The organism is Brakhagea baltica (assembly GCF_052161605.1).
GTDB lineage: Bacteria > Planctomycetota > Planctomycetia > Pirellulales > Pirellulaceae > JBKCUI01.
On the sequence record NZ_CP197409.1, the window covers coordinates 6,200,678 to 6,213,294 of the forward strand.

Consider the following 12,617-nt stretch of genomic DNA (forward strand, 5'->3'; position numbering starts at 1 on the left):
GCTTACACTCCACATCCGCAGCCGGTTTCCCATGCTCTACCGTCAGCAGACATGATCGGTGTATGCGAATGAGTCGGAACAGCAGGGCCTAAATTGTCATAACCGCCATAGTATGCCACCGGCGACCAGTCTGGACTCACAGGTGGTAACTCGGGTGCCAGCTTCGTATTGCTTCCGGAGGCGTACACGACCTTTCCTCCAACGATCGTTAGCACGCTTTCAATGCTTCGAATATCATTGGCTTCGACGGAGAAATAGTCGTTCGATAGCACCGCCAAGTCGGCGAACTTTCCGACAGAAATCGTCCCTTTGCGGTCAGCCTCACGACTGAACCATGCACTGCCTTGCGTGTAAAGTCGAAGTGCTTCCTCGCGGGTTAAACAATCCTCGTCGCCGTGTAGTTTGGTTCCTCCGACGGTTTGCCCCGTAACGAGCCACCACAAGCAAGTCCACGGATGGTAGCTTGCTACGCGAGTCCCGTCGGTTCCCGCACCAACCGGAAGCCCCATCTTTAACATCTCGCGAATCGGCGGATGGCGTTTGACTTCTTCGACGCCGTAGCGACGGATGAAGTATTCGCCTTGATAGGCCATACGATGCTGGATGGCGATTCCGCCTCCGAGCTTCTGGATGCGATCTAGATTTTTTGTGGAAACGGTTTCCGCGTGGTCAATGAACCAACCGAGTGTATCGATGGGATGTTGCTCATGCACTCGCTCGAAGACATTCAAAAATCGATCAATGGTTTGGTCGTAGGTTGCGTGAATTCGCCATGGCCACTTCTTCTCCGCTAGCTTGAGAATGATTGCTTCGAGTTCCGATTCCATCACTGGGCGTAAATCGGGACGCGGCTGAAGGAAGTTCTCAAAGTCGGCTGCACTCCAAACGAGATTCTCGCCCGCGCCGTTGACTCTCAACAGGTCGCTTCCGTCACCAGGATGAGTCATGCCTAGCCATCGAGAGTAGTCAGCAAGTTCTTCGCCCGGTTTCTGTGCAAATAGACTGTAAGCGATTCTCAGAGTTAGGTGACCATCCCGTTCAAGCATCTGAACGACGGAGTAGTCTCCTGGGTAGTTTTGACCACCGCCACCCGCATCCGATACGCTTGTTACTCCGAATCGATTTAATTCCCGCATGAAGTGACGCGTCGAATTTAATTGATCCTCCATCGACAGCTTTGGAGCATTGGCAATGGTCGAATACAAGATCAATGCGTTGGGTTCCGCAATCAGCATTCCAGTTGGCTTCCCGCGGTGATCTTTGACAACTAAACCTCCCGGCGGATTGGGAGTACTTTCATCCATGCCCAATGCACGGATTGCGGCTTTATTCAGCATCGCCGAATCGTAAAGATGGAGAATGAATACCGGTGTATCTGGAGCGGCTTCGTTAATTTCCTTGAAAGTGGGCATGCGCCCTTCGGCAAATTGGAACTCGTTCCAACCGCCAATGACGCGAACCCATTGCGGCGGCGGCGTTCGGTGCGCTTGCTCTTTAAGCTGACGCATGGCCTGCGCAATCGTTGGCACGCCGTCCCATCGCAATTCGAGGTTAGAGAAGAGACCAGCCCGAATCACGTGCAAATGCGAATCGTTTAACCCGGGAATAACGCGACGATTCTCTAAATCAATTCGATGAGTCGAATCGGACGCTAACTTGAGAACTTCATCGTCCGATCCAATTGCCTGAATCTTACCGTCGGCCATGGCGACTGCGGAGACCTCTGGTTTGACCGAATCCAGTGTCGAAATTCGTCCATTGAAAAGAATCGTATCGACTGCCATTAGGTATATCCTCGAAGCCTTGACTGGTTTTGTTAAACTGGGTGAAGCCAACGGTGAAAAAGTTTGGTAAGCAACGGCATGACGATCCATGTCAGGGTGGAGACGACAGCCATGTTGACTGCTATGGCTCGCAACAGCCAGTGCATATCTGCGAGAACCGGCCCCAGCAACTGGGACCAAAGCGACGCGACCGGGAGCACTCCCATAAAAGTAACGACCGCCATTTTCCACCGGGGCGGCATCGTTGGACCGCCACGAAAGAACGCTTCCAGCCCGCTCAACCTTCTTCGGACCGGTTCACCTTGAACATGCGGTGCAATGTCGTTGAGCCATTGTGCGAATAACTCCGACTCATAAAAAGCAGTTGCAGCCATTTCGCTGTCAAACGATCGCATTAAGCCGTACTCATTCGACTGTGAACCAGCCGGTGGACGCAGCAATAAGACCCCCGAGGCACCTGGAAGTTCAAGCGAGCTACTGATGAACTTCTTCAGCAATCGCTCGAACTCCGCTTCGGAACCGTCGCGCACGACGCGAGTGATAGCGACATGAACGGGCTGGTCTCTCATGCTCCTGCTCCTAGTTCTTCACTTTACGAGCTGGCGGAGCTTTGTGGACCATTGTGTAGCAGTACTCGATCCCGACTCCATAAGCACCCCCATGATCCCGAAACAACTGCATCAAAGCGTTGTAGTGATCTCGATTGGCCCAGTCGCGTTGGAATTCGAGGACGGTTCCAATTGTCGTCGTACGAACGGCTCCAGCTTGGACCATCCTTGACAGAGCCGCGTCATGCGCAATTTGTGAAGTACCGCCACATGCGTCTTCAACGATGTAGATGTTATAGCCTTCGTCGAGCATATTGAGCGTTGGCCAGCAAATGCAGACCTCGGTCCAAAGCCCCGACATCAAGATGTTCTTTTTACCAGTCGCTTTCACAGCCTCTCGGAACTCGGCGTTATCCCAGGAGTTCATTCCAGTCCGTTCGATCGGGGTCTGATCGGGGAACACATCCAATAGTTGTGGCCACATCGGACCGCTGAAAGCTTCTGTCTCGACGGTCGTCAGAATCGTAGGAACACCATACTCTTTCGCTGCTTTGGCAAGCAAAAGTACGTTGTTGATCAATTGCTGACGGTCGATCTGATTAGCAACCCCAAATGCCATTTGTGGTTGATGATCGATAAATACGAGTGCGCAGTTGTCGGCGGTCAAAAGTCCGCCGTCGGTGTTCTTCAGGATATTCGGCATGTCATTTCCTTCTCGATTTTCAAATTAGGGTTCAAGGTAGTGTTGGCTTCGTGGCGACCAAGGTTAGGAGGTTTTACGATACAAAGCCCTAAAGAGCAACGTGGAACACAACCAGTGTGCCTATGCTTACATGTAAAGCATTCGATCTGAAAAAGCATTAGAGACCAGTCGGGTGAGCGGCTTTCCGAAGGATTTTCGTAGCGGAGACGGCTTCGGAATGCGTAAGGTGGCCAATGATCCTTTCTTCCCACGCTGTTAAATTTTCGTGAATTCGTTTCAAATTGCTTCTGCCTTTGCCGGAAAGCGACACGTAGACTTGCCGCCGATCTTCGTCGCTTCGCTTACGAAGAAGCATTCCGTTTTTCTCCAAACGGTCCAGATAGGCGCCAAGCGCTGTTGTCTGTTTCACTAGTCGCTTGCCGATTTCTCCAGTTGTAATTTCCCCATCCGCATCATCCAGGACTGTCAGGATGTCGTACTGGCAGGGGGTCAAACCGAAAGGCTTTAAATAAGCGTTCAAGCTCGCTTCGAATCGGTCCGCCGTGAATATCGTGGTGAAGATGAATTCTTGCAGCGGCACATCAAAGCTCTGATTGCGATTGAGCAGGTCGCCTAGACTCATAGCCTCTCTCCCTCAATGGTGTGTTGTTTGCGAGCGTCGGCGCCAAGCAATCCTGGTCCGTTCGCCATTAGAAACACCATAGTCCCCATCAATGACAGGTTTTTCATGAACTGAATCATCTGCTGTTGTCGTGCTTCGCCCTCGAACGACCAAAAGTCATGGAAGAAATATGTCGCGAGAATCAGGAACACAAGCAACAGTCCGGCTCCAATCTGTGTCTTGTATCCTGTGATGACGGACAGGCTGCCAGCGATTAGAAACGCGATGCCGCCAACCAGCATCAGACTTGGCATGGGAACGCCTTCGGATGCCATGTATTGCGATACGCCGCTGAAGTTCGGGATTTTGTTACCCACGGCGCTCATCAGAAAAATCGTCGCGATAATGATACGCCCGGTCAGTGAGAAATAAGAATTCATTGCTTTACCTTTCGAATCGAGTTTGCATTCAGTGGTAGGTGATATGTAATTTCAAGCCAAATCGAATAGCATCAATTCGGCATTGGAAGAGGCTATTATGTTTAGTGTCGATTCATCGCTGACGGCAATTGCATCGCTTGTGCTGAGCGATATTCCACCAGCTTCGACGGAGCCCCTTAAAACCTGCAGCCAAACATGACGATTGGCGGGAATGACAAAGGTCAGCTCGATGCCCATTTCGAGGTCTGCCAGGTAGATATTCGCGTCTTGATGGATGAGCAACGAATTGTCCCTCGCATCATTTGATGCAACTAACTGAAACCGATTCTTCCTTTCGGACGAATCGAAAGCCTTCTGCTCGTAACTCGGTTCGAGGCCCTTTCGCTCAGGGATAATCCAGATTTGATAGAAGTGTGTAGGGTTGGAAGCAGAAGGATTGTATTCGCTATGCGTAATCCCTGTTCCCGCTGTGATCCGTTGAAATTCACCTGGACGCAGGACTTCACCATTGCCCATCGAATCCTTATGCTCTAATTCGCCATCGAGAACATACGAAACGATCTCCATGTCGTTGTGTGCATGCGTTCCGAACCCTTGACCAGCCGCCACCCGGTCTTCGTTCATGACTCGAAGTGACCGGAATCCCATATGTCTTGGATCGCGATAACCGGCAAAGGAAAAGGTGTGATAGGAATCCAGCCAACCGTGGTCAGCGTGGCCACGGTCGCTTGCACGACGAACAGTTTTCATTTAACGTCTCCTTGGTATTTTACATGTAAACTATCAATTAAAAAAACTCAATTTGGTCGGCAGGTTATACAAGATCAAACAGAAGCACGTCAGAATCCACTTCAGCGCTAATGTGGAGGTTTGCCGTGCGACTGGTAGCGATTGCATCACCTGCTCGTAGTTGGGTTCCGTTGACGTTGACTGAACCAGTGGCAACCTGTAGCCAAGCGTGTCTTCCGCGTTCAACCGTGTAAGCAAGAGCTTTTCTCGCTCTCAGCCGGCTCGCGAAGATGTTCGCGTCTTGATGCACCGAAACGATTCCACCTTGCCCCTCCGGTCCCACAATTTGCTTCCAGTTATCCAGCTTTTCGTCCGGCGAGAGCTTCCCATCGAGGTAACGGGGCCGAACGCCTAGCAACGCAGGTTGAATCCAGATTTGCAGAAAGTGATTCGCTTCGGTTGTCGACGGGTTGTACTCACTGTGAGAAATACCGGTCCCTGCTGACATCATTTGAATATCGGTTGGTGTAATAATCGCCCCCTTCCCAGTGCTATCCTTGTGCTGCAAAGCTCCTGTCAGAACGTAGGAAATGATCTCCATGTCCCGGTGTGGATGAGTAGGAAAGCCTCGACCGGCCGTGATTTTGTCGTCATTGATCACCCGAAGCGATCGAAATCCCATGTGCCGCTGGTCATAGTAGCCACCGAATGAAAACGATTGATAGCTCTTGAGCCACCCCAGATCTGTATGCCCCCTTTCAGCAGCACGTCGTATTAGAAGGTCTGTCGGGATTTGTTCTTGACCTTCATTTGCCAGCAAGTCTGCGCGCGGTGTCGCAATATGGATCAAGCCGGACGCAGTAACGGACAATAGTTGTCGGCGTTGCATTCACATTTCTCCTATTTTGAATTACAATCTCATACGGTTTACATGTCAACTAAACAGCCAAAACTTTACTTTTCGATGCTTGAGCGAATAACTTCCAGAGTCTGAATCATGGATTTAAGGTCGCACTTTTTCACGCTTTTTAGCAGCGCTGCGTGCATGTCGAGCACCGGTTGATCCAGTTCGGCAAGCAATCGCGATGCAGTGGGAGTCAACTCGATCTCGAACACTCGGCGATCCATTTCGGACTGTGTTTTGGTGATAAGCTTGAACTGAAGGAGTTGGTCCACAACCCGAGTGATCGCTGGTGCAACTTGGATCATTCTCTCCGCGACCTCCAGGCAAGGCATCGGTTTACCTTCGCCTCGCAAAATTCGTAAAACGTTGTACTGGGTTAGCGTCAGCCCATGCTCACGCAACAGCCTAGCCAGTCGATTCTCCAGCAAATCACTAGTTCGCATCAGCGCTAGCATCGCTTCCTGCTCGATCGAATCGAACGGAGCACGTTTTTTGAGTTCGTTTTGAAGTGCCGACCGCATTTGCTGTTTTCCTCTAGAGGTAATAGTTTACATGTAATGTATCGACTAGTCAAGTCTGCCTCCATGAATTTTTTTCTGCGAACCGTCTGCTCTAAAGGCCCATTTATTGGGGGGGTTCTATGGGTTTTATGAGTTAGTTCTCACTCGATTTTTGACTTTCGACGGACTACCAAGCATTCATGAAGTTTGTCGCACGCATGGAGTCCCACTTTGCTTGGCACAAGACACTTGTGCACTTGGCTCGGTGGGTCGTTCGGCAAGGTAGACCCCGGGGTCTCAACATTGTCCCCATCTGCGGTCATAGTCACAGCCCGACACGGTCGCGCTTTGGTCCATCCGTGGATCGTGGATCGCGGAACACCGATTTGTCGTGTGGTCTCCGTTTTTCCTGATAGCAAGCCTAGCTCGCGAGGACGATGATTATATCCAGATCGGTCGGTGTTTTGATGGGTTCAACATAGATTCTCTTGCGATCCAAAGTACAAAGCAAAGCGTCGCAACGTTGGTAGGTACCAGAACTTGGCCAAGTCGGTGAGTGCCGAACCCAAATTCTTGGCGGGGGCCAGGATCGCCGAATTAACCTAGCATTCCTGTTGATGCGATAGAAAAGGTTAGCTACAATACACGACAGAGGTGTGTTAACTCAATGTTCGTACCTCTTCGTACGAAAACAGACCAAACGGGTCTCGAACTTCGTAAATCCTTTCAGGGAAAGGCTTTACGAATTTTGAGCGCAGAGAGTATTGTTACGAAGAGGGTTGCGCTCGCGGAGCTTATCCATCCTCGGAATTCCCGAGACAACGTAGTTAACGGAAAAAGCCGAGGATTTATATCCCCGGCTTTTTTCGTTTTCCCAAGGGAATTTCGCAGAAACTGTAACTCCAGAGAACAATCAGAGAGCGCCGTAGACCGACCTAAAAATCGCACGTTCTAAACCGGATAGCGCATAAATGTCTGCAACTCTCAAATTCTCTTTTTTACAGAGTACTCCGGTTTAAAAGCCCGTACGACTCTCTGAGAATTCTCTTCGGCAAGTGCAGAAGGCGTCAGTTTGATAGTAAAATGTCGGACTCTGTCGAGCAAAGGCTAGCTCAGTTGGAACGAGAAGTTGCAATTCTCAAAACGAAGGTGCCAAGCCAACCCAACTGGATCGCTGAGATAACTGGAATCTGCAAGGACGATCCGGACTTCGACGAGATTGTTCGTCTCGGTAAGGAACTCCGCGACGCAGAACCACCCGACCAGGAATAGTCTTCATGTATATCTTCGACTCCGATCACCTCAGTTTCCTTCAGAAACGGCGAGGACCAGAATTCGAGTCGATCGCAAAGCATTTGGAAAACCACCCATGTTCTTTTTTCTTCGTGACCATTATCTCCTTTCACGAGCAATTCAACGGTTGGCTCAAGTTCATTGCTCGCACGAAGGAAGAATCGGATCTGGTACGAGGCTACACTGAATTACAGCATGTCGTTCTAACATTCGCCAAAGCACAGGTTCTTGGATTCAACGAGGCCGCTGCTGATGTTTATGGCGAACTTCGGCGCAGTCGCATACGAGTCGGCGCAATGGATCTTCGAATCGCCGCGATTGCTATAGCCAACCAGATGACGCTGCTGACACGCAATACAGTGGACTTCGAGAGAGTCCCCGGCCTGACCATTGAGGACTGGACCCGTTAATGTCTTCTACAATGAAGTTCGATTCCGCCCTGTGCAAAACATTCTGGAAAAATGCGTTCGAGAACTCAGCCCCCTCCCTTAAGATATTCACACCGCTAGAAATAAGAGAAACGCAAGAGGAACAATGCTCAACTATCTTCAAGACGACTCTTACGTCACTCCTATCTCTTGCGGTGTAAACCTATCCACCGAGCTTCGCGGGTCGCTTCGCACAGTGCCCCCACTTTTTAGGCCATTAGCGGTCTCCGTTTCCAACGATGGATTTGATTAATAGAGCGGTAGCAAATCCTAACGGCCAGAAACGTTCTCCAACTTTGGCCCACCCAAGCGTCTGATCCCCCACTCTGCGAGCGATCCGATCGAAATGCCGACCGAGTAGCAAACGAGATCCGTCCACAGAAATCCAAAACCCAGCCCCAGTCCTCCAAGCGTAGTCTGGCGGATCGCGTCGATCCAAGGAGCGTGGTAGAGCTGGCTGATCTCAACTAGGAAAGCAAGAGCTAGCGAGATTGCCGCCCGCGTTAGCACCGGCCGACCAGCCAGCACCGTGCTAACCAGCAAAAACAGCATCAGCGCCCACAGCGTGTCGCCAGCGTACTCAGCCAGGAACCCAGGCAACTGACCTCGGTATCTGCGTGATGCCAGGCCTGCAATAACGACAACTGTGGCGGAAATTAGGTAAACGAATCGAGTGCGAATCAATCAATAGGTGCTTTCTACGTATGTTGTGCTGGAGGGCAGCTCTTTCGAAGGTCTGACCGTTTCGGAAGTCGCCATTTCGATTTCGTCGGGAGATGTCAATATGTCCCTACGTTTTCTATATCGCAATAGCATGCCACCACTGGCACATCGCCCGACAAGCGAGTCACACATCGGGATAGAATTCAGAGGCGAGATGTTGATGTAACCATTCACTCAACTTGAACAGGCTGAACTGAGGTATCCCGTTGATAAACGTGGCAACATGCTCGTAAGGTTTGGAGAGATCTGAATTGTCGAAAATACGAACCTGCGGAAGACATCGAATCGCCATCTTGAGATTCTCCAGGGTTCTGGCGTGCCGTGAGCGAAGCTTCTCAATCGGGACGTCATGCCCGCCTTGGCTCACGCGCATTCCAACTCTTTGAATCGAAGTTTCAACATATTGGATAGCCACAAAGCTCAGGATCACATGGTAGCCAGAGTCCGAGGCAACTTGAAGGAAACGCACCTTCTCGCCAACCGGATCTGAAAAGACCGTTTCAAAGATGAAGCTCGCCTTCTGTTCGACGAGCTCAGCACGTTGCTGCTTCGCAAGATTAGCTGCCTCATAGGGATCGAGACTCAGTTTCTTCGCCAGCAGATCCGCGTTTACAAATGGCCAACCCAGACGCGCAAGCTGCGTTTCATAAAAGGTGGATTTGCCAGCTCCGTTCGATCCAGCCAACGCGATGATTGTCGGACGGTCATCCAGGCCGTCACTGCTCATCGTTCACAACCACGAAGTTCTTATCGATGAAGTGCCCTCGGACACGGGTACCGTTCTCTTCAACCCGAACAAATAGGTCGCGATTGGACGGATCGGACTCGTAGTGAGGATATGGCTGCGCTTTGAGGTAGCTTGCTAGTCGTTCAAGGCCCTTCGCTGAGTCTGCCGCGTCCAGAGCGAGTTCCGCCATCTTCGCATTTGTTAGTCCGGGGATTTGATACGCGTGATCTTCTTTGAGCTGATCAATACCGAAGTGCTTCGTCAGAAACGTTACGCGACGTGAAAACTCAGCGACCACATCGGAAATGTGTTTCGGCGCGGGCTTGGACAATTCAATTTGCAAGAAGCGACGGAACGCTTGAACCAAGACGTCTTGTTCTTCAAGGGCCGAGAACGAAAGCTCTGAATCCTTCGTTGGCTGATCAGGCTGCTCGTCGCTCGGAGTCATCAGAATCGTCTTGCTGGAATTTCAAAAGCCAAGGTGATCGCTGCAAAGCTTCAGCAGTACGCAGGACGTCGGCCGGGGTCATCGGTGAGTTGCTAGGGCCCTCTAACAAACCAACTTTGAGTTGACGTCGAAACTCATCACAGATTGCGTTCAACGTTTGCACAGCGTTAGCGGTTAAGGTTGCTTCAGAACTATTCATAGCGACTCCCCGTCCATGGATTGCGCGGATTTGATCACTCACCATTGTCTCCCAAATTACCAACTCAGGTCAAGATCGATCTAAGCGTGAAACACGCGATATAGAGCGTTTTTCGAGGCTTTCAATGGCAAGGGATTTTCAAAATCCCCAGCTTTGACCGTCAACTGGCAGTTAGCTTCATTACTGCACGGGCTCGTCTAGCTGGTCCGTTTTACGAGCCGCTTCCAAAGCACCCGGTAGCTCGTGTTGTTTTGGAGGGAGACAAGCGATCGTTCGCGTTCTCCCGTTTTGCATGAGAAACATGCAGTGCCACCCACGAAACATCCCCCACGAAATATCCCGCAAGGTGCCCCCATGCGGCCTCCTCCTTTAAGATATTCACACCGTTAGAGATTAAGAGAAACGCAAGAGGATCGATGATCAACCATTTTCAAGACAACTCTTGCGTCACTCCCATCTCTGGCGGTGTAAACCTATCAACCGATTTTCGTGGGTCGCTTCGCGCTGTGCCCCCGGTCGCTTCGCTCGGTACCCCCCACTTTTTAGGCCATTAGCGGTCCCCGTTCTTCCCGATCGGAAGACCAGCTCACGAAGACGATGATCACAAGAGTTCTGTTGGCGTTTTGATGCGATCAAAATAGAGTCTCCTGCGATCCATGGTACAAAGGAAAACGTTCTTGCGATTGCGGGTATCTTTAGGTTTACCCGCAAACTAGGCAATCGACGAAGTCCAGTACTGAAAATTTTAAGATTAGTTTCAACGCTCTAAATTTTCCGGCTTCGAGTTGGCGACAGGGTTCTTCCAACGCATTGTGCAAGGTGTGCTATAATTGAGAACCGCCAACAAGTTGGCGATCGGAAAGTCGGTCTTCTAGGAGTTGTTGGAATGAACAAAACAATCCACGCTGTATATGAGAATGGAGTATTTCGGCCTATCGAGTCCATTGACTTGCCAGAAAAATCCGTAGTTGAATTCGAGCTTAGATTGTTGGCAATGAAGGATTCTTGGCCGGAAGGCTATTTCCAACAAACAGCCGGAGCACTCGCAAATGAACGCTTTGAGCGTCCATCGCAAGGAACTTTGCCCAACAGGGGCGAGTGGTGATGCGGTATCTGCTTGATACCAATGCTTGGATCATCTATCTGAAAGATCCAAACAGTGGAGTGCGCAAACGACTCTTGGCCGAATCGCCGCAAGAGGTTGTCACATGCTCGATTGTCCGTTCGGAGCTATTGCACGGTGCTGAAAAATATGGCAATCGTGACAAGCGAGTGACGATGGTGCAAACCTTGCTTGCACCATTTGCCTGTTTACCGTTTGATGAAGTCGATGCCAGCCATTATGCAAGCCTTCGCCACGATTTGGAGGTTCGAGGCGAGGTGATTGATCCATATGATCTTCAGATTGCCGCCATTTGCCTCAGGCATCAACTTACGTTAGTTTCAAGCAATGTCGCCGAGTTCTCAAGAGTTCAAGGGTTGACAGTCCAAGATTGGTCGTAGCAGTTGGTGTGCCTCTTGATTACCCGGAAAAATTAGTAGGGGCGGTTCTTCTCGCGTTCCGTTAGACTAATGCGATCGGGCAACCGACTGCAAAGGATCTGGTTTTCCGCCTTGACGTAGCTCACTTGGCGGGCGAGTTCCTTCTCGTTGGAGCGAGCGATGACAAGCATGAGTGACGTGTAGACGTTGCGAAAGCTGGTCATCGAAATGCTGGTTTTCTCGGTAAATCATGGACGGAGCGGAGTTTTTGCACTGCGTTTACAGGTTAAAGCATAGTTCGAAGATCGCCCGTTGCCACCGTTCCGTGGGTTACAAGTGATCGGCAAGAAGGTTGTATGTAAGTACGCCGGGGTTCATGTTGTTAAGCAGCATGTCGCGGGTGTTCGAGACCGAAGCGGAGGACCAGTGCGACCCGAAAGCCTCTAACGTTACGTGGAATAAAGATTTAGGTACAAGTCGCGAAAAGTTGAAACGGCAAATTATGCGTGCAGCCAAAGTGCTGTCTGTTAAGCCGATTTTCCGTTACGCGGCACACCTAGAGCGACCGAGCGATCCGGTCTCGAACTTCATAAGTCACAAATCTTAGAGCACTTGCAAAACTGACCTCTCTGAGAAGGTTCCTTATCAGGGTCGGTACGGGGAGGCTCCCACCCCGTCCAGCAAAGCGAAATCTCTCAGACTCGCTCGGTTAACGATGGCAGACGGGTTAACAGAATCGGGGCTGTAGAGAGTACTGCCGGCGGCTGAAAACAGAGAGTTTGAGAGTCGTTCTTTTTGAGTGGCACATTGCGATTGCCGTGGGAGCGTGGCAAGTACTCCTCGCCTCAGAAGCTGGCTAAACTCTACCAGGAAAGCGAGGGCTAGCGAGATCGCAGCCCGTACCAGGATCGGCCGACCAACCAGAAGCGTGCTTACCAACAAGAAAACCATCAGCGCCCACAGTAATTCGCCGGCGTACTCAGCCACGAACGCCGGCAACTGTCCACGGAATCTGCGTGATGCCAGGCCGGCAATACAGACAGCTGTGGCAGCGATTAGGTAAACGAATCGAGTTCGAAGCAATCAATAAGTGCTTTTTATTTAGGTT

Annotated in this window: 20 protein-coding genes; 6 read left to right on the forward strand and 14 right to left on the reverse strand. The window is 50.8% G+C overall.

Going from position 1 to position 12,617, the window contains the following annotated elements:
- Window positions 1-2: 2 nt before the first annotated feature.
- From SH449x_RS24250 to SH449x_RS24285, 8 genes are all read right to left on the reverse strand, one after another.
- Window positions 3-1,784 carry an amidohydrolase gene (locus SH449x_RS24250; RefSeq protein ID WP_482378656.1) on the reverse strand — a complete coding sequence of 594 codons (1,782 nt, stop codon included), beginning with the start codon at window positions 1,782-1,784 and terminating at the stop codon, window positions 3-5.
- Window positions 1,785-1,816: 32 nt separating this feature from the next.
- A complete protein-coding gene (locus SH449x_RS24255) occupies window positions 1,817-2,353 on the reverse strand; it encodes an antibiotic biosynthesis monooxygenase (RefSeq protein ID WP_482378657.1) in 537 nt (178 codons plus the stop codon).
- A gap of 10 nt (window positions 2,354-2,363) precedes the next feature.
- Window positions 2,364-3,035: a hydrolase gene (locus tag SH449x_RS24260; RefSeq protein ID WP_482378658.1), complete on the reverse strand. Its 672-nt coding sequence runs from the start codon at window positions 3,033-3,035 to the stop codon at window positions 2,364-2,366.
- 157 nt (window positions 3,036-3,192) lie between these two features.
- Window positions 3,193-3,657, reverse strand: coding sequence for a MarR family winged helix-turn-helix transcriptional regulator (locus tag SH449x_RS24265; protein ID WP_482378659.1), 465 nt, complete (start codon window positions 3,655-3,657; stop codon window positions 3,193-3,195).
- The gene (locus SH449x_RS24270) at window positions 3,654-4,076 is read right to left on the reverse strand and encodes a DoxX family protein (RefSeq protein WP_482378660.1); all 423 of its coding nucleotides are present in this window, start codon (window positions 4,074-4,076) and stop codon (window positions 3,654-3,656) included. Before SH449x_RS24270 ends, SH449x_RS24265 begins: the two co-directional genes overlap by 4 nt.
- Window positions 4,077-4,127: 51 nt before the next feature.
- On the reverse strand, window positions 4,128-4,826 hold the full coding sequence (locus SH449x_RS24275; RefSeq protein WP_482378661.1) for a pirin family protein: 699 nt from the start codon (window positions 4,824-4,826) through the stop codon (window positions 4,128-4,130).
- 64 nt (window positions 4,827-4,890) lie between these two features.
- Window positions 4,891-5,694 (reverse strand): pirin family protein, encoded by an 804-nt coding sequence (locus SH449x_RS24280; RefSeq protein ID WP_482378662.1) that lies wholly within the window; start codon window positions 5,692-5,694, stop codon window positions 4,891-4,893.
- Between the two features lie 65 nt (window positions 5,695-5,759).
- Window positions 5,760-6,230, reverse strand: coding sequence for a MarR family winged helix-turn-helix transcriptional regulator (locus tag SH449x_RS24285; RefSeq protein ID WP_482378663.1), 471 nt, complete (start codon window positions 6,228-6,230; stop codon window positions 5,760-5,762).
- Window positions 6,231-7,292: 1,062 nt separating this feature from the next.
- On the opposite strand from SH449x_RS24285, the gene SH449x_RS24290 reads away from it, so the two are divergent.
- The 3 genes from SH449x_RS24290 (at window position 7,293) to SH449x_RS24300 (ending at window position 8,183) form a co-directional block, all read left to right on the forward strand.
- On the forward strand, window positions 7,293-7,481 hold the full coding sequence (locus tag SH449x_RS24290; RefSeq protein ID WP_482378664.1) for a hypothetical protein: 189 nt from the start codon (window positions 7,293-7,295) through the stop codon (window positions 7,479-7,481).
- A gap of 5 nt (window positions 7,482-7,486) precedes the next feature.
- Window positions 7,487-7,912: a type II toxin-antitoxin system VapC family toxin gene (locus SH449x_RS24295; RefSeq protein WP_482378665.1), complete on the forward strand. Its 426-nt coding sequence runs from the start codon at window positions 7,487-7,489 to the stop codon at window positions 7,910-7,912.
- Between the two features lie 124 nt (window positions 7,913-8,036).
- Complete coding sequence (locus SH449x_RS24300) at window positions 8,037-8,183, forward strand: hypothetical protein (protein ID WP_482378666.1); 147 nt, start codon at window positions 8,037-8,039, stop codon at window positions 8,181-8,183.
- A gap of 17 nt (window positions 8,184-8,200) precedes the next feature.
- Here the strand turns inward: SH449x_RS24300 and SH449x_RS24305 are convergent, their stop codons facing one another.
- From SH449x_RS24305 to SH449x_RS24320, 4 genes are all read right to left on the reverse strand, one after another.
- The gene (locus tag SH449x_RS24305; RefSeq protein WP_482378667.1) at window positions 8,201-8,614 is read right to left on the reverse strand and encodes a ribosomal maturation YjgA family protein; all 414 of its coding nucleotides are present in this window, start codon (window positions 8,612-8,614) and stop codon (window positions 8,201-8,203) included.
- A 163-nt stretch (window positions 8,615-8,777) separates the two neighbouring features.
- Window positions 8,778-9,380 (reverse strand): ATPase, encoded by a 603-nt coding sequence (locus SH449x_RS24310; protein WP_482378668.1) that lies wholly within the window; start codon window positions 9,378-9,380, stop codon window positions 8,778-8,780.
- Entirely contained in the window at window positions 9,370-9,828 is a 459-nt protein-coding gene (locus SH449x_RS24315; protein WP_482378669.1) for a hypothetical protein, read from the reverse strand. Before SH449x_RS24315 ends, SH449x_RS24310 begins: the two co-directional genes overlap by 11 nt.
- The gene (locus tag SH449x_RS24320; protein ID WP_482378670.1) at window positions 9,803-10,027 is read right to left on the reverse strand and encodes a hypothetical protein; all 225 of its coding nucleotides are present in this window, start codon (window positions 10,025-10,027) and stop codon (window positions 9,803-9,805) included. Before SH449x_RS24320 ends, SH449x_RS24315 begins: the two co-directional genes overlap by 26 nt.
- A 416-nt stretch (window positions 10,028-10,443) precedes the next feature.
- On the opposite strand from SH449x_RS24320, the gene SH449x_RS24325 reads away from it, so the two are divergent.
- The 3 genes from SH449x_RS24325 to SH449x_RS24335 all read left to right on the forward strand — a co-directional run bounded on the left by SH449x_RS24325 (window position 10,444) and on the right by SH449x_RS24335 (window position 11,530).
- Entirely contained in the window at window positions 10,444-10,581 is a 138-nt protein-coding gene (locus SH449x_RS24325; protein WP_482378671.1) for a hypothetical protein, read from the forward strand.
- A 332-nt stretch (window positions 10,582-10,913) separates the two neighbouring features.
- Window positions 10,914-11,132 (forward strand): antitoxin family protein, encoded by a 219-nt coding sequence (locus tag SH449x_RS24330; RefSeq protein ID WP_482378672.1) that lies wholly within the window; start codon window positions 10,914-10,916, stop codon window positions 11,130-11,132.
- On the forward strand, window positions 11,132-11,530 hold the full coding sequence (locus tag SH449x_RS24335; protein WP_482378673.1) for a PIN domain-containing protein: 399 nt from the start codon (window positions 11,132-11,134) through the stop codon (window positions 11,528-11,530). Before SH449x_RS24330 ends, SH449x_RS24335 begins: the two co-directional genes overlap by 1 nt.
- A gap of 32 nt (window positions 11,531-11,562) precedes the next feature.
- Here the strand turns inward: SH449x_RS24335 and SH449x_RS24340 are convergent, their stop codons facing one another.
- On the reverse strand, window positions 11,563-11,733 hold the full coding sequence (locus SH449x_RS24340; RefSeq protein WP_482378674.1) for a hypothetical protein: 171 nt from the start codon (window positions 11,731-11,733) through the stop codon (window positions 11,563-11,565).
- A gap of 421 nt (window positions 11,734-12,154) precedes the next feature.
- Window positions 12,155-12,592 carry a ribosomal maturation YjgA family protein gene (locus SH449x_RS24345; RefSeq protein ID WP_482378675.1) on the reverse strand — a complete coding sequence of 146 codons (438 nt, stop codon included), beginning with the start codon at window positions 12,590-12,592 and terminating at the stop codon, window positions 12,155-12,157.
- Window positions 12,593-12,617: the final 25 nt, after the last annotated feature.